The following is an 18,715-nucleotide window of genomic DNA, read 5'->3' on the forward strand; positions in this document are numbered from 1 at the left end:
TTGTTTCTATACTCACATACAGGTATCGCTCTAATTGATTTATGCCGTTGCTGATTCAGGAGATAAATCGATGTAGTAAGATTTCCCTAAATCAGAATTTTTTAAATACCTTTTCCTGAGAATCAGCAACGCCAACTTCAGCTACTCTGAAGAAGTATTCTCATCATTTGAGTCCTCATCTTCGCCCTCACGGGCTTCTAGGGCAGCTTCTGCTAGGGCTAAATTTTCTTGAGCGGCTTGGAAATCAGGCTCAATTTCCAAGGCACGACCATAGGCAACAATGGCGTCTTCATATCGCTCTAATTCAAAAAGTACTGTGCCTAAGTTGTTGTGAGCCTGAACGTAGTTAGGGTTAAGCTCTATCGCTTTTGCATAGGCTGCTACTGCCTGTTCTGCAGGCAGTAGATTACCCAGGTTTACATAGACCTCAGGCAAGTCTGGATCGATCTCAATGGCTTGCTCGTAGGCCTCAATGGCTTCTTCATAGTTCTCCTGAAATGCCAATACAGTGCCAAGATTATTATAGGTATCTGCACTATCTCCATTGATTTCTAACGCTTGCCGATAGGCATCTACAGCTTCTGCTGGCCGCCCTAATTGATACAGTGTAGCCCCCAAATTGTTATAGGCATCAGCATTTTGAGGGTCAATCTCAATCATCTGCTGCCAGGCCGCTGCCGCCGCTTCATATTCTCCGGAGCGATAAGCTTCTAAACCTTGCTGTGCCACCTCTTCAAGGGATTGGGCCAAGGCTGGCAGCGGATTTAAGAGTAGAGAGAATAAAAACAGTAGAAGGCATTTACGTAGGAGCATAAATGGATAGTCCGCTAGCTACCCTAGTAAGCATAGCAACTATTGACACTAGTTCTCAAATTTAAACCTGCTGGCCAAGGTATCTTGAATTATCCATAAATCTCAAAGCTCTCTATTTCTGAACCTAAATAATTGTGATTATTGTTTCAAGTCGTGAGAAATATAGTTAGCTTTTTGCCATTCCATAGTATATCCTTAATAGGAATAATTCTCATGTAAGTAGATCTGGCATATCTCAAAGTGCAAAGCCTGGATATTAATGTTTGATTGAGTTTTTTCTACAGCAAAATACTGCTGCTAAGCATGGAACAAGTTTATGTGGCAGGTGATTTAAGGGATGAATGGCCCTGGCACAATTGCTTGACATCAGAGGATTTCTCAGGTTAAGCCTTCCAAAAATTAGCAACGCCAATTTTATTACTTCCTTCAATGATGACCAGTTCTCAAGTAGCAACTTTTTCGATCTCCACATCTCGCGCAGGAAGTACTAAACCTATTTATTGGCCCACATTTTCTCCTGAGCATGGAGTGTTGTTGGTATTGGCTGGAGCTTTACTAACCGGTGCTTCTCTTGCTCAAACATGGACATGGGAAACTAGCCTGGCTTGTCTGGGTGCTTTTTTAGGATTACAGGCCGAACATCCCTTAGTTGTACAAATTAAGCAACGACGAAGTTGGAAACCGCGATATTTATTGTGGGCCGGTATCTATGGCGGGATTGCGATCGCAATTGCCGCCTACCTTACTTATCGTCATCCAGTGTTGTTATGGATCTGTAGTGGGGGTGTCATCGCCATGGGGTTCGACATGGTCGCTGTGCTACGGCGACGACAAAAGAGTATCGATACTGAGATGCTGATGTTTGGAGCCATATGTATGGCCACGCTGTTTATCTATGGCACCAATACAGGCACCATTACCCTTCAGGCCATAGGACTATGGGTACTCAATACTCTCTTTTTTGCCAGTGCGGTTTTTACTATAAAGCTACGCAAAGTAAAAACCAGTTCTCTGACCGGTAGTTTGGTGTATCACAGCATTGCGATCGCAATAGCTGCAACACTTTACTTATTAGGCTGGTTATCTTTATTTACAGCTCTTACCCTGGCAGTCGCGTTACTCAAACTCGCCGTTGTTGTTTTACTACGAGACTGGTATTGCAACTGTCGGTTTGAATATATCGCCCGGTTCGAAACCTACTTTGCCCTCACCTATACGGCCTTAGCCTGTTTAACCGTGTTGCCAGAGTATTTACCTGCACCAACCTGAGGGATTTATTTTAGCTTGACTATGTGTGATCCCAGTCGGGCTTAATAGACTTACGACGGTTGAGAAAGCGATCAATAGACATTGCCGCCACACAGCCATCTCCTGCTGCTACAACAGCTTGCTTAAAAGGCGTATTGCGAATGTCACCAATGGCCCACACACCGTCTACGGAAGTGTTCATCATCTCATCTACTTTTACCCCGCCGTCCGGATTAAGGGCAATCTGACCATGAATAAAATCTGTGATCGGTTTGGAGCCACTCTGATAGATAAAAACACCCTCTACAGGTAGTTCAATAGGAGATTGATCCAGCGGTTTAATGTTTATACCGTTAACCCCCATGATGTCACCCTGCACATTCAGTAAACGAGCACGATTCCAAGGTTTGACATTGCCCATCTGCAACAGTTGCTGACTATACACATCATCCGGCTTAGGCACTTTAGGCGTAATCCAATGAACAGTAGACGCAAATTTAGTCAGTACTTGAGCTTCTTCTAGTGCCTCCAAGTTAGAGCCCACAACAGCGACTTCACGATCCCGATAAAAGGCCCCATCACACGTGGCACAATAGCTGACACCTCGGCCTAAAAATTCAGCCTCACCAGGAAATGAAGCTTTTCGCCCCATAGCCCCTGCTGCCAATACTAAAGCTCGCCCTACAAAAGTTCCTTCGGGAGTATAAGCTTTTTTTAGTGGTCCCTCAACATCAATACTAAAGACCTGAGATCGCTGATAACCAGCGCCATAGGCAACAGCCTGATCGCGCATCATATCCAGTAAAGCACCACCACTGATATCACCAGCTACACCAGGATAATTGGCGATTTTATGGGTAATGGCCAAGGCTCCTACAGCTGGATTTTTATCCAAAATAATAGTCTTTAAGTCAGCGCGAGCTGTGTAGAGTGCGCAAGCGCATCCTGCTGGACCGCCACCAATAATAACAACATCAAACTCATGGGTTTCCACAATACCAGTCCCTCAGAAATATTTGAAAGTAGAACAGTACTCCAACAACTGTTAAGCTACCACCCCACCTGGTTCTAGACCTGTATCTGCGTCAATAGCATTTTATGTATTGGCGTAAGGAAGAGAAATCGACATATAGTGGGAAGGCCTTAACTACCTATAGCTATAAATGGATAGTTCTGCTCTAAAACACCGCCCTCCCAATCAATAGCAATTGTACAGTCGGAGAGCGCATAAGCACGACACAACAATACACCCCCCTCAGCAATTTGAGCGTCATCTAAAAGCGATTGCTCTGTCTGATCAAGATCACCGATCAAAAGTTTACCAACACAAGCATCACACATGCCTGTCCGACAGGGCAAAGGAAGGTTCAAACCCATTTCCTTTGCCGCATCTAATATGGAGTGATCTTCCGAAGCCTTCAATGTGGTCTTTTGGCCCAAGCGGTCATTTTGTAGAGTAACGTTATACCAATGCATTAACTTAAAACTATATCTAAATGTCAAAAAAAACTCATCTCCACCAGGTAGAGATGAGTCGGCATGGATCTAGAGGAATCCATAGTTGAGAAACCGCTAGGCAACGCTGTTCAATCCTATGGCCAAGGCGACGACCAATATGGTAGCAAAACCAGCCATGGCTGCTTCATAGTAAGAAGACTCACTGAAGCGGCCACTTCTCTTCTGACCAAGCAGATTATGCCACACATGGCCACCCAGAAAGACCACGGCCAAAACGGCTTGCAAGACCACTGTTTCTAATCGATTATCTCCAAAAATCTCAATGGGATAAACCAGCTCATTGAAGACAAAGAAGATAGAAATCAATGCCATCAGGCCAACACCAGCAAGACTGTAGGACAAAATGACATGGCCATCATAAATAAACTTTTCTCGGAACCAACCAAATGGAGCACGAACCGTATGCCAAATGCCTCCTAAGATACAAATGACAGAGATCCAAATGTGACCCCCGACTAAATCTGGAAGGTTATCCACCGCTGCCATTCCCATGGGGTCCCAACCATGGCGAGTGAAGCCGAAAAGATAACCCAATATAACAGCTGGATTGGTGGTGGCATTCTCAACAAGATGAACAGAGCCTGCTAGAGGATCGTAAATACCACCAAAACGAGTAGCTTTAAGAACAAATAATGATGCGGCAAATCCTAAGATAATTAAATGTTGCCCTAGGATAAAGCTTAGGGTTTCCGGATTACTCCACAATCCTTCTTCCTTGGCCATAATCCTGTCATCGCCCACTGCATAGTTAGTAGATTGCTTGTTAAACACATGGAACAAACCACCCGCAGCTAAAACAGCTGATGATGCTAAGTGGAGGATTGCGATCGCAAACCAAGCCTCTACATTATCCGTGCCCCAACCCAAATTAACCAGACGGGGCAATAACAATAGCCCTTGATCTGCCAGGGGCACATCAGCAACGTAGCGAGAAATTTCCAACAGGGTAAATGAACCTGCCCAGAACATAATCAAACCAGCATGGGCTAAATGTGCACCCAGCAATAGCTCAGTTCGATTAATTAAACGGGCATTACCCTGTAGCCACGAGAAATCTCTAAGCTGAGATAAACTACTAGAGCCATCGACTCGATTAACAGCTACATCTAATGTTGGTTGAGATTGCATTATTTAAGCCCCTATCTAAAAAACTTGCACATTAATGACGTTGGGAGATATGGGGGGAACGATTAAAAAGTTTTGCCGCTTGCTAGACTCTTTGCACCTTAACCTCCACGCCTAACCTTAAAACTATCGCTTAACTAACTCTTTAATATGCTGATAGGTCGGCGCAGATTGAGAACAGAGTTTTCCACACCTGGGAGAGCTAGAAACATAATCAACACAATCGATAGCTTCTTCAGTCAAAGCAGACACGGGATGGACAGTACATTTCAGTCGGTAATCTCCCGTAAAATAAGCACACCGACTGCAAGGAATCTGATGTAATCGTCTAACATAGTTAGCACCCTGTTTCAGGGTATGAAGCATCCGCCATACGCAAAACATTAAACCAGCGCCGATTCCAATAATCACTCCCACACGGCCTACTGCATGTAGAACCAGGGCGATAACATTCATGAAACTAAAAAAGAGAGAAAACGCAGAGTCAGAGAGAGAGAGAGTCAGTCAATAGTCAAGCATTTATGCTAATAAAAACCGATGCATCAGACTATTGACTGAATTAGGAAAAGCTATCTACAGAGAGGAGTAATAAGATAGCTTAGAGCGACATTTCTTGTTTAATTTGAGCAGTCCAAGTCTTGATACGACTCTCAGTCTTGTCAGACTCATTGTCATCATCAAGAGCTAAGCCACAAAACTTGTTGCCATCACGAATTGCCATGGAAGCCTCATGGTCATAACCGTCTGCAGACCAATAGCCGACAGTTTTACCACCTAGACTAGCGATTTTCTCCTCTAGCTGCCCCATGGCATCCATAAAATTGTCTGCATAGCCAATTTGATCACCTGTCCCCATGTAGGCAACAGTTTTGCCACTGAAATCAACGTCATCTAGATCGTCGAATACAGCAGCCCAATCATCTTGCAATTCACCAATATTCCAGGTCGGGCACGCAATGATCAAACACTCATATTCAGCTAGAGCACTTGCGTCCTCAATTTCAATAAGATCCACTACTGAATCACCACCCAATGCTGCTTGAACCTGCTCAGCAGCATCAGCGGTCTTACCTGTAGTAGACCCATAAAACAAACCTACTTTGGCCATAACGACTCCCTTAATCAAGTCAAAAGAAAGTGGAGACTATAATGCGACGGAACTATAGTCTCCTTGGCGAATTCCCGTCCAATTGATAATCAAAGTCAATTAGACTTGTCTCTAGATGAGTATACATGGAATTCAGTTATTGAGAATAATTCTTTTTAAAAGAAGTTGGAAAAAGTGTGGAAGCATAGCGCTAATTGCCAAGAGAAGCCCATATACCTGCGTTGTCTCATGGCCTTTAACCCGTAGGAAAGGCTTACGGGTTAAAGGCCGTTGGGATATATCTACAAAGTCATTAGCAGATCACCGTTACTAACAAGCAGATAGGCAAATAGAGCCCCTCCAGCACCACCCACTAAAAAGCTAGTAGCAAACTGGCTCCAGCCATCAGCAGACTTAAGGTTTTCAGGAAGCTCACCAGCGATCGGCTTATTCGGGACAAAGGCGGCCCTACCGTAGAGCGATAGTCCCAGGGTCAGAATCACCACTAAACCACAGGCAGAAAGCAAGCCAGCAAGATCGGCTAGATCGGTATTGCGCAGTGGCCCCAAAATGGCAAAAGGCCCAAATAGGAAATATCCATGGGCCATGCCAATTTCTAGCCCGCGGGAAAAGGGAGACAGCCCCTGGCGATAAATTGGCAAATTATTAATCCACAGCAGGCTTAAATCAGAGCTGTTGAGAGGCGTATTCATGGTGCCCACCTCTGGGTTATAGCTGAGCACAAAATCCCCTCTTCCAAAGCTATAGCCTTGAGCCTGAGCCCTGGCTCGAATAGCGTGCCATAGATGCCCGGCCAGCAATAGACCGCCAAAGGCAAAATGAAACGCTGCCAGCCAGGTGCGTACGGGAATGATGTCCGCATTCCCTAAGAAACCCAGTGGACCATAGAACACTTCTGGATACGCCGTGTCATTCACGGTGACAAAATAGCCGGCAAAAATGCCCATGTAGGCCAGTGCCCCTAGGCTATACGACAAATAGGCTTCGCCGTTATAAACCAAAACTTGTTTAGCCCAGCCAAAGGGGCGAGTGGCAATGTGCCAAATGCCTCCTAATACACACATTAAGCCAACCCATAGGTGGCCACCGACAATATCCTCAAGATTATCCACCGCTGCCATACCGGCTTCGCCATGGGAACCTACCAGGTAACCAAAAATTTCTCCGGCACCTAGGGTAGGGTTATTCACCACCCGCATAGCACCTAGCTCAGGGTCATATAAACCACCCCAGAACATCGCCTTGGCCACTAACAACCAGGCACCTAACCCCAACAAGACTAGATGAATTCCAATGATGGTGGTCATCTTGCGATCGTCTTTCCAGTCATATCCAAAAAAGCCCGCAAAAGAGCGGTCTTGCTTAAGCTGATCTGGACCTAGAAATGAGTGATAGAGACCACCTGCGCCCAACACAGCTGAGGCCACCAAGTGGAACATACCAACAGCCAAAAACGGATATGAGTCAACAATTACGCCACCCTCACCAATGCCTAAACCATAGGTGGCCAGATGGGGAAGCAAAATGAGACCCTGGTCATACATGGGCAAATCTGGGCTGTAACGAGACAGCTCAAACAGGGTCATAGCCCCAGCCCAAAGGGTAATAAGCCCAGCATGCGCCACATGGGCTCCCAGAAGTTTGCCAGAAAAGTCAATGAATCGAGCGTTACCAGCCCACCAGCCCACACGCTGGGAAACTGGTCGACTACTAATTGCAGTTGCAGTCATGATTTACCTTTTAGTGTTTTTGAGTGTTGCTAATCCTCGGAACGAGTTAACCTGAACGCCCCTGATCAGCAGCATGCCTTTCAGATCGATTCATTCTTCTCAATCAGCAACAGCATTTCGTTTATTGACAGGATGCTTAGCCCTTGAGCTGACTAATAGCCATCTGTTCAGTCGGAGCAGCAACACGTCCACCGACGTTCTCAGTCACTTGACCTTGATTGAAGTTAAAACCAGCGGCTCTGAGGGCGTGCCAAAGATGTCCTTGTAGGAAAAAGAACCCTAACCAGAAATGAGCATTTGCCAACCACTCCCGTGATGAGTAGCCATCTACAGGAGAAGTACTCACAAAATAAGGAACTCGGTCAAATTCAATAGTCAACGTAGGACCAAAAAAATCTGTAGGAAATACTAAAGAGTTAACAGAGACAAACAATGTGGCCACAAACGCCATCAGACTGAGTGCTCCCAAGCTATAGGCCAGGTATGCTTCACCTGAAAACACAAACAGCTGTTTTACCCACGCTGCAGGCTTACTGGAAATATGCCACAGACCACCTAAAATCAGCACAATACCGATATACAGGTGACCACCCACGACATCCTCAAGATTATCCACACCCGCTAGCCAAAACTTACCTGCGAACAGATAACCAAAAATTTCAGCCGGATTGGTGTTAGGTGTAACCGTATGCACGGACTGCGTTAGAGGATCGTACAGGCCACCCAACAACATGGCCTTGGCTACCAAAAGCAATGCACCACCGCCAAGCAGCACCAAATGTGACCCCAAAATTTGGGTCATCTTATCGCCATCGCTCCAGTCATAGGCATAGCTACCCCCCAAAGTTTCAGGACCTTTGAGGGTGTGGAAAATCCCGCCAAATCCTAAAAAAGCAGAACTAATTAGGTGCACAGCCCCCACAACAAAGTAGGGGTGACCATCCACAATCGTGCCGCCATCTCCCAAGCCGTAACCTAGACGAGCAAGATTAGGCAGCAAAATAAAGCCTTGCTCATATAGAGGACGGGCGGTGTCTAGACGACTAACCTCAAATAGAGTAATCAATCCAGCCCAGAGCACAATCAACCCGGCATGGGCGACATGGGCACCAAGCAGTCGCCCCGATAAGTTCACCAGTCGAGCATTTCCCGCCCACCAAGGCGGTGAACCCGCTGCGCTGGTTGCAACAGACGTTGTCATAGTTATGAGTCCTGTAGTCAAAAAGTGAACCTTATTGACATTTAAAGTCAATAAGGTTCAAGTAAACTCTAGTTCATTCTCAGATTATTGAGAATATTTCCTTTTTTAAGTTTTATGTCATTCCATGGCGACTCAAGACGAAGCCATGGGCACAAACGCAATTAGATAAAGTGCTGCAAACGTCATTAAACTAACAACAACATAGGGCAAGGGAGACGCTGGAGCCTTGGGGAATTCCCACCAACTAGGCACTAAAGGTCGTGCCACATAGTCATATCCCAACTCCATCAGCTGCTCTAAATGCCCTAAACCATAGCGAGACATTCGTGCAAACGGCAGTTCTCCAACTGCACGCTGAGGCAAAATTCTTCGACGCTGGTAGGGGACGGTATCGTCCCCAAACGTATTTAAATATTCATCACTATCTAAAAGCGCATCGATAAATCCTGTCAAACCTTTAGTAGCTAGGACAATTGACCAAGCTCTGGACTCAGCTTGACTATAAATATCTCGGCCTAACATTCGTTGCACACAAAGCTGAACGAACCGATAGTTGTTATTACAGTCATATACATAGCGACGAAAACTATCGGCAGTCACCAATCCCCGAATAAAATCACGGACGGTAATTTGACTACTCCTAAGCTGGGATTCTAAAAAACGCTGACGATTGTGGGCAATTGTCTGTTGCTCATTAAAAATCTGTCGATAAGCCGCATAGATTAACGCATCTATTTCTAGAGCGTTAGGTAGAGTATTAGTTGAGAAAATCTTAGGGCTTTCTTCATTGCCAACCCCTAAGGCAGCAACTCTAATGTTTTGAGAAGTAGGATTGTAGGCCAATACAGGGATAGTCATTAGTCAGTCTCCTAAAGTAATAGTTGTGTGTTTGATAACTATTTAATGACTCGTTGCTTAGTCAATTACATCCAAAGCTTTGCTGGCTATACGCATTCCAGTAAACACATTAGCAAGGCGTTTGCGGCAAGAAAGTTTTAATCACGCAGGAAACAACCTGGAGGTTATCTCCAGGTTGTCTGACCAGATATAAAGGCTACCTGATACAACACTAGGCTAGTCCTATAACAACATTAGATCAACAGGTTATAAACAAACTCATAAGAAAATCTCAACACAGCCATTTAAAGATTGCTCAGATACAGTAAAGACCATTAGGGAATTGCCCACACATAAAGTCCCAGGCTAGGATTGTGGATGGGTAGATAAAAAGATGAATATGTTTGAGAAAATACTAGATAATAAGCATCTAATTAAATATCCATAGGTGTTTTCAAAAGATTCTCATTAGTGTTGAAAAATATTTTTAAGGTAGAATATTAAATACGCCTAGGCCCGAACTTTAAATACTATCTTTCATAAGATGAAATGCCATAAGATCAATAAATACAGGCATTTTAATATATCTTTTATATCTCCTATAATTCGTTTGGCTCAACCTCGCAGGAAAACATTTACAGGCTAATTACTGGGAAATAATTATCTACTTATTGATATATAATCGCAATAAGTAGATAGTTGTCAACTTTGAGTTGAATTTGATTTTTCTGTTTTATGAATGCTAGCGCTCAAGATCTGTCCATTAGTCTGACACGTAAAATTGCTAATGTTACTGTGATGTTTAGAGCTGAGTTTCCAGTAGCAGTTCCTGATCTAAGCCCATGGCTTACGGATGACATCACACAACAACAGATACAACCTTCCTCTATTGATTTGAATTTTGTATCACCACAAACATCAAACTTGCTTAATTGTCGATGTGTTTTTCTGCAGATTCTTTTTTCGGATGCTGTGTTAGAGCCTACATGTCGTTTTATTGGCATTGAAGCATCAGGACATGACTACCAGGGAAAATGCTGGACATGTTCAACGGTAACAAATTGGCAATTCGAAGGTAGACATGTTCCTGAGGATCCTAACCAGAAAAAAAGGTTTATCCATCTCTTGGAACAGATTCTCACCCTATTCAACTATCCTACGGCTTTATCTCGGTCAATCTTGGACTAGGATTCTATTCTATAGTTGCCCGCCTAACAATCATAGGTCGGAGACATCATCACCATTCACTTGCATAGTGATGATGTCTTCGATAACTGCGACAGCTTCGCTGTCGACAGCTATGAAAAATAATAATAAGTTCACATACCTAAAAATCAAGGTATTTAGAATAACTTTGCCATGGCAAAACCCCAATGAAAATTTTGCACTCCATGGATTGAATCTCAATAGATTAGGAAGGCTTGCCCCATAATGGGTAATTCTCACAACTAATGTTATCGATATGTGACTCGATCCAAAGCACTGGTAAAAATAACAGGAATAATCTTTATCCTTTCAGAACTTTGTAGTTGTTTGCATAGTTCATTGCCTGTTATTTGTGCATGCACAAATAAATTATTTCTTGTATTAGTACGACCTGCTTCACTTGTAAGCATTCCCTTCGACTTTGCTTAGGAGATGCTGGCTGGGAGTGTTGGCTTGACTTCGCTCAGCCAACGGCATATCAAGGACGGCTACCTTCACTTAGAAATTAACATTAAGTTCTTCGGCCAGCTAATTGAGTCCCTGGCTTAAAAGTTCTACGTCAGGCTCATGGGCCTGATGGCTCAGCAGCTCAATCAAACCGGTAATGAGTCGATTACTACGCTCCGGATGGTGTCTTGCGCTACATTCCCCTGGCAGCCCTTCATGACGGTCAGCAGTAGTTGAGTGCCTGTAAAACAGTGGTGGGTAGTACGGCACTGGGTAATAGCCTTCGCTCCCTATAGTTTTTTACCTCTAGACCCTCTTTACATAACTCCACAAAACTGAATAAGTTCCAGCCTTCTAGATCTAAGGGGTAATGCCCCCTTTGAACTGAAGCAATTTTATCCATGCATTCTTTTACGAAACTATTTAGCTTGGCGAATATCACTGCTGTAGTGATATTCGCCACTTGGTTTCTAGGATTCCTTAAAGTAAAAACCAGCTGAATTGCAGTAGCACAAATCTTACACAAGTTCGACAAAAATTATTCTTTTGAAAAATCAGATATGGACTCTCTACCTGTTGAGTCTTGGCATTAGTTATGGAATTTCTCATCCCATATTTTTAAAAATCAAGAAAAAATAAAAAAATATTTGCCAAGTCAAAATTACCTTTATTGTAAATACTTGAAATCAGATAAAGTACCCAACAAAAGCCATTGAAAAGGTCTATAAATATCCATGGATCTAATAAATCCTAGACTTAAACTATTAAGTACTTTAGCCATTTCTGGGCTGATCTTGGGAGCATTATCTATGCTGTCAATGGCTGCATTTGCAGAGTCTTCACAAGTTTCTGTAAACGTAGAAATGCGGCTTCAAAGAGTTAGGAATATCTTGACAAAAAAGAGGATCCCGTTGGCTCCTGAATTCACTGTAAAGTCAGAAGCCAACGAGTCAAGTAATACAGATTTAATTATCAAGCAGGGAAATGAGTCAGATTGGAATAACTGGGACAACTGGGGTAACTGGGACAACTGGGTCAATATGGCTGGCGATAACTGGGATAACTGGGCCAATATGGCTGGCGATAACTGGGATAACTGGGCCAATATTACTTGGGGCAACATTACTAGCGATAGCTGAGACAACTCGTTAAGCCACAAATAATACGAACAAAGTCTCTAAAAATAGTCAAACAATCATCAAAAATAAGGAAAAAACGATGCATCCAAAACTCAAACTCTCAGCTATTCTGCTAGGTGCCAGCATTATTGTGGGAACATTGACAGTTCTCTCGACAGAGGCCTTTGCAGGGTCATCGGAAACACTTGGCAATGTAGAAGAACGTCTTCACAGAGTGAGAATATCTTTGCTAGAGGACCCTCAAAGTCGATCTTCAGAATCAAGTGGCATATTGGAGCAAACTGAGCAGACGAACGTGGATTCCACTCCTGAACAAGAAGAGGTCGCTCAGAACTGGTATAACTGGGATAATTGGGGAAACTGGAGCAACTGGGATAATTGGGGAAACTGGAGCAACTGGGATAACTGGGGAAACTGGAGCAACTGGGATAACTGGTAACTGGAGTAATCATTTAAAACAACTTAGAAAATTAACTGAGGAGCCATTGGCGATGCAATATTTAGGCTCCCAACTTTTGATATCAACAAGGTTTTATCCACCATGCATGCTTGTTTCCCTCAAAATCCTCAAAATCCTGCAAAAGGCAGGCAGCAGTTTGGCCCCATTAAGCTAGTAGTCATTCAACCAACTACTTTTTGCAACTTAGACTGTAGTTATTGTTATTTGCCTAACAGGCAACAAAAGCACAAATTTTCGCTTGACTTGCTGGAGCCCATTTTCCGAGAGGTCTTTTCCAGTTCTTTTTTATCCGATCAATTCACAATTGTTTGGCATGCGGGTGAACCCCTCACTATGCCAATCAGCTTTTATGAAGCAGCAATTGGTAAGATCCAGGAGCTATCAGATCAGTACAACCATAGAGCCTGTAGATACTCTCATTCTTTACAAACGAATGCGACCTTGATTAATCATGCATGGTGTAGCTTCATTAAAAAACACAAAATAAAAGTTGGCGTCAGCTTAGATGGCCCTGCTTTTATCCATGATGTTCATCGCGTCACTCGGAAAGGATTAGGAACTCACGCTGCCACGATGAGAGGTATCGAGCAGCTGAAAAAGAATCATATTGATTTTTCGGTGATATCAGTCTTGACTGAACAATCTTTAAGCTACCCGGATGAACTCTACCATTTCTTTCTAAGCAACGGTATCTACCGTGTCGGTTTTAATGTCGAAGAGATTGAGGGTAATCACCAAGCTTCTTCTTTGAATACACAAGACGCTGATGATAAATATTTCAGCTTTATGAAAAGATTTTACTCGCTGACATCTCAGCCAGGCAACAGGCTGAAGGTTAGAGAGTTTGATCGCCTTAGGAGAGCGATATGTAATCCTACTAAACAAGCAACCCAAGCAACCCCCCTGTCAATACTTAGCTTTGATTATGCTGGGAATTTTATGACGTTCTCCCCAGAGCTTTTATCGCTTGATAGTGTTGACTACGGAAAATTTATTTTGGGAAATATTAGGTCAGAGTCTTTGAACACAATTGCTGACAACCCAAAATTTCAACAAATTAACCATGACATTCAAGCGGGAATCCATCGTTGTCGGCAGCAGTGTGAGTATTTTTCGTTATGTGGAGGGGGAGCACCTGCGAATAAATATTTTGAGAATGGCTCCTTTAATTCCACAGAGACAATGTATTGTCGCTACACGCAGAAAATATTGACTGATATTTTACTCACGGACATTGAGAAACAGATGGGGATACGCGGGGCTGCCTAACGTACCAAGGATTTTAGTATCTCAGCAATGTTAAAAAGAACATGGGACATCTTAGCAAAACTGTCAAAATTATTGACTGTAATCCAGAACCTTGCTGCCATAAACCACGATTTCTTCTCAGTGATGGTATGATGCCGACCCATGAGACTTCCTACCATCAAAGTTATGTCGAGAATGCATTTATTCCATCTAACACTTGGCGAGAACCTACAAGTTTAGAAGAAGATGTGATGTCTTTAAAGGACAGTGAGGAATTACCTGCTTACGGCCAATATGTTGGCATCTTTAAGGTAACAGATTCTATGTTGAGTCCCTTTGAAGATATGGGGGTATCTTTTGCTGTAACCAAGCAAGACTGTCACTTTTTATGGTCTCAGGAAGGATATAGGCAAGCGATTGAGAATTTAAACTCCCAATTGAGTCCTTTTATCTTGTCTGTTCGAAACTATAAAGTGCACCCGTTGACAGTGAATGCTCCTGGCCTGAGGACGGTGACCTACAATCGAGAAATCGGAAAATATATCGGTTTACATTTGGATAGCTGGGATAAGCTGCCGCTGGGAAAAAGGCATACTGGCACCAATCGCATTTGTATTAACCTAGGGCTTGAGGATAGATATTTCCTCTTTGTGGATCTGACGTTACTGGAGATAGTGCAGAGAATTGACAGTCAATGTCCTGTCTCTAAAAAAATGAGTGCAGCTAGTAAATCTGAATGGGTTAGACAGCAATTCTTCAAGCAATATCCTAGGTACCCAATTGTTAAAGTGAGAGTTGCTCCTGGTGAAGCATATATTGCACCTACAGAAAGTATCATTCATGATGGCTGTACATTAGGCAAAAAGTTTGCCGATGTTATTTTAACGATCCGTGGACATCTAAAGCTACCTAACAGTCTTTTGCCTAGAAAGATAGTAATCTAAGATGCTCTAAAGTTATGAGACTATTCGTGGCTAAATTCTGATTGTGTCAATATTAATTGCTTGAAACTTTCTTGTTCTGTCCATTGCTTAGAATAATAGTGAAACAGATTAGCATGAAGCCCATCATAGATGGTGTTTGGGAAATTCCTAATTTCTTATCTCCAGAAGAATGTATGGTGATAATTCTAAAAGCAGAAATGCTGGGCTTTAAGCCTGCACAGAAGAGAAGTTCAGGGCGATATAATCAAGAGGTGCGTTTAGAAGAAACTACAATTTTAGGTGCTTTAGCCATGAGGCTAATTAATTATTTATCTGATGATGGGGCATGCCAGTTGCAGCTGGCTGATTTGGGTGATCTGCTGGAATGTTACCGATACGATGAAGGAGAATATATTGCCCCCCATTCTGATGCCCACAAGAAGCTTAAGTTTGGGTTTCTATCGAACTTAACCTTGATTGCCTACCTGAATGATGACATACAGGGGGGTGAGACATATTTTAGTGAGTCTAAAATGCCTATTGTTCCTAAACTTGGTAAGGCAGTTATTTTTAAGCAGGCACTGCGCCATGAAGGCGCTAAAGTATTACGGGGCACAAAATATATTATCCGTACTGATTTAGCTTGTGCAGGTCTATAGAACGAAGTAAATAACTCACTGATTTATGGCAATGGAGCTAGCAATGTCCGATCTCAACAGAGCTATGACGAGACATATCATAGCTCCAGCGTTTTTGCCTATGTCTTTCCACTCTCTTCTCCCTCTTGCCGAAAGATTCTATAAAGGTGAATAAGCTTTTCTGTTTAGGCTTATATACTGATATCAACTCTAGGACTGGAGCTGACCCTCTATGCCTCATTCACTACATCTGCTTAATTTTGTTGTGACTACTGTGTTGATGTTACCCGCTCTCCAACTACGGGGAATCTCTCAAGAATCACAAGAATTTACTCCTTCAAAGCTAAAGCTTGCAGAGCAAAACAAGGAGGTTATTATCGCACAAACTGATATGAAAGATGAGTTGGAACTCGAAGGTCAGCTAACAGATGACTCTGCCTCAACTAGCTATCAGGTCAGATCGATTGCTGTTGATATATTTCAAAGGGCTAAGCTGATTTATTCAGCAGGTGATCTAACAAATGCACTTTTGGAGTTTGAACGGGCCTTAACACTTTACAAAGAAGAAGATTCAGCTCTTTACAGGGTAGAAACATTACTGTATATCAGTGAAATTCATCTCAATCAAAATCGATATAATGAATCTTTGGAGATATCGCAACAAGCTTTTTCTTTAGCTCAAACGTTACCTAATGCATTACAATCTGATTTTTTTTCAGCTAGTTCATTAATTGTAGCCGGTAGTGCTTTATCTCAGATGTCAAAATATGAGGAAGCACTAAATATGTGGGAGCTATCTTTAAATTTAAATCAAAGTATTAATGATCCTCATATCAATTCCTCTATTTTAGTGAAAATAGGCTCGGTGTATGCACATGGTCTTGGACAGTATGAAAAAGGAATCAATATTTGTACACGGGCGTTAGATATTGCTAAAGAATATCAAAATGCTCTGTGGAGTTACTATATTCAAGCTTCTAGCCTAAATTGTATTGGACTTTCCTATAACGGACTGGAGAATTTTGAAGAGGCTTTTATCTTCTTTCAAGAATCATTAGAGACTGCTAGACAATCTAATGATCCATTTGGAGAGTTCACGGCTTTAGTAAACCTGGGTTGGAACAAACAGGCTCGTGGAGAATATGAGCAGGCAGTTGTTTTCTTTCAACAGGCAATATTAACTATCCAATCAACTGGTGATTTAGTTTCTGAGGCTTTTGCAATTGCCAACTTGGGCTATTCCTATGGACACATAGGACAATATGAGCAAAGTATTGAGCTATTACAGCAGGGATTATCAATTATCCAATCCACTGACTTTCGCTATGCAAAGTGGAGAATACTTCGAGGGTTTGGTGTTGTTTTAGCGTTACAAAATAAGCCTGAACTAGCTATTATCTTCTATAAGAAAGCTGCTAATATTACGGAAAGTATCCGAGAGGATATTGGTGGACTGGACTTTGAAATTCAACAATCATTTCTTTCAACAGTAGCAGATGACTATCGAGTCCTTGCCAATTTACTGTTAGAACAAGGTCGTATTCCTGAAGCACAACAAGTGCTCGATCTCTTGAAGCTGGAAGAAATACGTGAATTCACCCGAACCACTCGTGCCACCTGGACAGGTACCGATCTGCAATACACCAAAATTGAACAGCCTGTTGTGGATGCCCACGGTAGCCTGATTGCCCTGGGGCAAGAAATCTATGCCTGTCGGCAAATCCGTTGTGGTGATCTAGAAAACTTGCGTGAGCAGCAACGAGTGCTGACGGACAGCTATGAAAAACAAGTGTCTCAATTTGAAGCTGCGATCGCAAGTAATGACCAAGAAGACGACCTCTTTCAATCCCCCAACAGCCTCAGTGACGATGCCTACAAGCTGCTACAGGCCAATCCTGATGCGGTCTTGATTTACCCCTTTGTGACTGACGATAAACTGTGGCTCCTTTGGGCTGCCGCAGGCGGTTCAGTCGGTAGCGTCCCCGTAACAGTTTCCCGAGGGGAATTATCCACAGTCGTCCAGCAATTTGGGGCTCAGCTTACCGATTTGAGCTTCCCTGCAGAGGTGCAAGCAAGCAGTCAGCAACTTTACCGTTGGCTGATTGAACCGCTCGAAACCGAACTACAGGCCAACAACATTCGTCAACTCATCTTTGTCAATGACCGCGTGACTCGCTACATTCCCATGGCCGCCTTGTACGATGGAGAACAGTATTTGCTCGAACGCTACACGATCTCCACGGTCATTGCCCCTGCGATTACAGATACTGAAGCTACCCTGGCAGGGATTGATGAATCAGTCGCTTTGGGGTTGGGGCTAACTCAAGCTGTCTCAGGATTTAATCCGCTCCCGGCGGTTGCGCAGGAACTGGACGCCATCATTCGCAGTGATGATGCTGACCCGAGGGGTATTTATCCAGGCCAGGTCTTTCTTGATGATGACTTTACCCTAAAGGCCCTGCAAGCCAATGTTGAATTCCGGCAAATTCTACACATTGCCACCCACGCAGAGTTTGCCCCCAGTCGACCCGAAGATTCGTTTATTGTTTTGGGGAATGGCGATCGCATGAAGATCCAAGACATCGAAGTGATGCAAGAAAGCCTAAGGGATTTGCATTTAGTTGTGCTCTCTGCCTGTAAAACCGCCCTGGGAGGGACCGCCGGTGACGGTACCGAAATCGCCGGGATCAGTTCCTACTTTCTGGCAGCTAACCGTGCAGAAACCGTAATTGCCTCACTTTGGGCCGTTAACGATACCAGCACTAGCCTGTTGATGCAACGCTTCTACGAGTTTCTTGCCTCTGGCGAACTTACTAAAGCTGAGGCACTGCGCCAGGCCCAACTAAGTCTCCTCTACGACGAAGATACCGAAACTCGCCTTGCAGCCACCCGCGCCACGATCTCAGTTGAATCTCGTGATGGTAACCCCCTGGCTACTAATAGATTCCAACATCCCTATCACTGGGCACCCTTCATCCTCATTGGCAATGGGTTGTAATTCCTCCAGGTGAACTTACCCAACCTGAATTTCCAGAGATTAACATAATGGCGGTACCGATAGGAGAGATCTCGCT

The 18,715-nt window shown here is 43.4% G+C and carries 18 protein-coding genes; 8 read left to right on the forward strand and 10 right to left on the reverse strand.

Annotated features, from left to right (window positions below):
* Positions 1–141: 141 nt before the first annotated feature.
* Positions 142–813: a tetratricopeptide repeat protein gene (locus QGP82_RS10085; protein WP_499058788.1), complete on the reverse strand. Its 672-nt coding sequence runs from the start codon at positions 811–813 to the stop codon at positions 142–144.
* 429 nt (positions 814–1,242) lie between these two features.
* Here QGP82_RS10085 and QGP82_RS10090 point away from each other — a divergent pair, with 429 nt between their 5' ends.
* Complete coding sequence (locus QGP82_RS10090; protein ID WP_499058792.1) at positions 1,243–2,082, forward strand: YwiC-like family protein; 840 nt, start codon at positions 1,243–1,245, stop codon at positions 2,080–2,082.
* 19 nt (positions 2,083–2,101) lie between these two features.
* Here QGP82_RS10090 and QGP82_RS10095 read toward each other — a convergent pair whose 3' ends face one another.
* The 8 genes from QGP82_RS10095 to QGP82_RS10130 form a co-directional block, all read right to left on the reverse strand.
* On the reverse strand, positions 2,102–3,055 hold the full coding sequence (locus QGP82_RS10095; RefSeq protein WP_499058794.1) for an NAD(P)/FAD-dependent oxidoreductase: 954 nt from the start codon (positions 3,053–3,055) through the stop codon (positions 2,102–2,104).
* Positions 3,056–3,204: 149 nt separating this feature from the next.
* The gene (locus QGP82_RS10100) at positions 3,205–3,564 is read right to left on the reverse strand and encodes a 2Fe-2S iron-sulfur cluster-binding protein (RefSeq protein WP_499058796.1); all 360 of its coding nucleotides are present in this window, start codon (positions 3,562–3,564) and stop codon (positions 3,205–3,207) included.
* A gap of 69 nt (positions 3,565–3,633) precedes the next feature.
* Complete coding sequence (locus QGP82_RS10105; RefSeq protein ID WP_499058798.1) at positions 3,634–4,707, reverse strand: chlorophyll a/b binding light-harvesting protein; 1,074 nt, start codon at positions 4,705–4,707, stop codon at positions 3,634–3,636.
* Between the two features lie 123 nt (positions 4,708–4,830).
* Complete coding sequence (locus tag QGP82_RS10110; RefSeq protein WP_499059257.1) at positions 4,831–5,088, reverse strand: hypothetical protein; 258 nt, start codon at positions 5,086–5,088, stop codon at positions 4,831–4,833.
* 214 nt (positions 5,089–5,302) lie between these two features.
* A complete protein-coding gene (gene fldA, locus QGP82_RS10115; protein ID WP_163660204.1) occupies positions 5,303–5,812 on the reverse strand; it encodes a flavodoxin FldA in 510 nt (169 codons plus the stop codon).
* 281 nt (positions 5,813–6,093) lie between these two features.
* Positions 6,094–7,542, reverse strand: a complete 1,449-nt coding sequence (locus QGP82_RS10120) for a chlorophyll a/b binding light-harvesting protein (RefSeq protein ID WP_499058801.1) — start codon at positions 7,540–7,542, stop codon at positions 6,094–6,096.
* A 136-nt stretch (positions 7,543–7,678) separates the two neighbouring features.
* Positions 7,679–8,743 carry a chlorophyll a/b binding light-harvesting protein gene (locus QGP82_RS10125; protein WP_163660208.1) on the reverse strand — a complete coding sequence of 355 codons (1,065 nt, stop codon included), beginning with the start codon at positions 8,741–8,743 and terminating at the stop codon, positions 7,679–7,681.
* A 132-nt stretch (positions 8,744–8,875) separates the two neighbouring features.
* Positions 8,876–9,601: a phycobilisome rod-core linker polypeptide gene (locus QGP82_RS10130; RefSeq protein WP_163660210.1), complete on the reverse strand. Its 726-nt coding sequence runs from the start codon at positions 9,599–9,601 to the stop codon at positions 8,876–8,878.
* 714 nt (positions 9,602–10,315) lie between these two features.
* On the opposite strand from QGP82_RS10130, the gene QGP82_RS10135 reads away from it, so the two are divergent.
* Positions 10,316–10,768 carry a Tery_1686 family protein gene (locus tag QGP82_RS10135; RefSeq protein ID WP_489670947.1) on the forward strand — a complete coding sequence of 151 codons (453 nt, stop codon included), beginning with the start codon at positions 10,316–10,318 and terminating at the stop codon, positions 10,766–10,768.
* Between the two features lie 546 nt (positions 10,769–11,314).
* On the opposite strand, the gene QGP82_RS10140 is transcribed toward QGP82_RS10135, so the two are convergent.
* A complete protein-coding gene (locus QGP82_RS10140; protein WP_163660212.1) occupies positions 11,315–11,503 on the reverse strand; it encodes a hypothetical protein in 189 nt (62 codons plus the stop codon).
* 641 nt (positions 11,504–12,144) lie between these two features.
* On the opposite strand from QGP82_RS10140, the gene QGP82_RS10145 reads away from it, so the two are divergent.
* From QGP82_RS10145 to QGP82_RS10170, 6 genes are all read left to right on the forward strand, one after another.
* Positions 12,145–12,372 (forward strand): hypothetical protein, encoded by a 228-nt coding sequence (locus tag QGP82_RS10145; RefSeq protein WP_499058806.1) that lies wholly within the window; start codon positions 12,145–12,147, stop codon positions 12,370–12,372.
* 79 nt (positions 12,373–12,451) lie between these two features.
* Positions 12,452–12,811, forward strand: a complete 360-nt coding sequence (locus QGP82_RS10150) for a hypothetical protein (protein WP_163659050.1) — start codon at positions 12,452–12,454, stop codon at positions 12,809–12,811.
* A gap of 102 nt (positions 12,812–12,913) precedes the next feature.
* Positions 12,914–14,101 carry a cyclophane-forming radical SAM/SPASM peptide maturase GrrM/OscB gene (gene grrM, locus QGP82_RS10155; protein ID WP_163660216.1) on the forward strand — a complete coding sequence of 396 codons (1,188 nt, stop codon included), beginning with the start codon at positions 12,914–12,916 and terminating at the stop codon, positions 14,099–14,101.
* A 128-nt stretch (positions 14,102–14,229) separates the two neighbouring features.
* Complete coding sequence (locus tag QGP82_RS10160) at positions 14,230–15,024, forward strand: hypothetical protein (protein WP_499058811.1); 795 nt, start codon at positions 14,230–14,232, stop codon at positions 15,022–15,024.
* Positions 15,025–15,137: 113 nt separating this feature from the next.
* Positions 15,138–15,662 (forward strand): 2OG-Fe(II) oxygenase, encoded by a 525-nt coding sequence (locus QGP82_RS10165; RefSeq protein WP_499058814.1) that lies wholly within the window; start codon positions 15,138–15,140, stop codon positions 15,660–15,662.
* Positions 15,663–15,873: 211 nt separating this feature from the next.
* A complete protein-coding gene (locus tag QGP82_RS10170) occupies positions 15,874–18,639 on the forward strand; it encodes a CHAT domain-containing protein (RefSeq protein WP_499058815.1) in 2,766 nt (921 codons plus the stop codon).
* The last annotated feature ends 76 nt before the right edge of the window (positions 18,640–18,715 follow it).

The sequence above is a fragment of the Leptothoe sp. LEGE 181152 genome (assembly GCF_032906605.1).
GTDB lineage: Bacteria > Cyanobacteriota > Cyanobacteriia > Phormidesmidales > Phormidesmidaceae > Leptothoe > Leptothoe turfae.

Excerpts from the sequence above, each read along its gene's own strand:
- QGP82_RS10085 (WP_499058788.1), bottom strand. The coding sequence starts at position 813 with ATGCTCCTACGTAAATGCCTTCTACTGTTTTTATTCTCTCTACTCTTA.
- QGP82_RS10090 (WP_499058792.1), top strand. The coding sequence starts at position 1,243 with ATGATGACCAGTTCTCAAGTAGCAACTTTTTCGATCTCCACATCTCGC.
- QGP82_RS10105 (WP_499058798.1), bottom strand. The coding sequence starts at position 4,707 with ATGCAATCTCAACCAACATTAGATGTAGCTGTTAATCGAGTCGATGGC.
- QGP82_RS10110 (WP_499059257.1), bottom strand. The coding sequence starts at position 5,088 with ATGTTTTGCGTATGGCGGATGCTTCATACCCTGAAACAGGGTGCTAAC.
- fldA (WP_163660204.1), bottom strand. The coding sequence starts at position 5,812 with ATGGCCAAAGTAGGTTTGTTTTATGGGTCTACTACAGGTAAGACCGCT.
- QGP82_RS10120 (WP_499058801.1), bottom strand. The coding sequence starts at position 7,542 with ATGACTGCAACTGCAATTAGTAGTCGACCAGTTTCCCAGCGTGTGGGC.
- QGP82_RS10125 (WP_163660208.1), bottom strand. The coding sequence starts at position 8,743 with ATGACAACGTCTGTTGCAACCAGCGCAGCGGGTTCACCGCCTTGGTGG.
- QGP82_RS10130 (WP_163660210.1), bottom strand. The coding sequence starts at position 9,601 with ATGACTATCCCTGTATTGGCCTACAATCCTACTTCTCAAAACATTAGA.
- QGP82_RS10135 (WP_489670947.1), top strand. The coding sequence starts at position 10,316 with ATGAATGCTAGCGCTCAAGATCTGTCCATTAGTCTGACACGTAAAATT.
- QGP82_RS10150 (WP_163659050.1), top strand. The coding sequence starts at position 12,452 with ATGCATCCAAAACTCAAACTCTCAGCTATTCTGCTAGGTGCCAGCATT.
- grrM (WP_163660216.1), top strand. The coding sequence starts at position 12,914 with ATGCATGCTTGTTTCCCTCAAAATCCTCAAAATCCTGCAAAAGGCAGG.
- QGP82_RS10160 (WP_499058811.1), top strand. The coding sequence starts at position 14,230 with ATGATGCCGACCCATGAGACTTCCTACCATCAAAGTTATGTCGAGAAT.
- QGP82_RS10165 (WP_499058814.1), top strand. The coding sequence starts at position 15,138 with ATGAAGCCCATCATAGATGGTGTTTGGGAAATTCCTAATTTCTTATCT.
- QGP82_RS10170 (WP_499058815.1), top strand. The coding sequence starts at position 15,874 with ATGCCTCATTCACTACATCTGCTTAATTTTGTTGTGACTACTGTGTTG.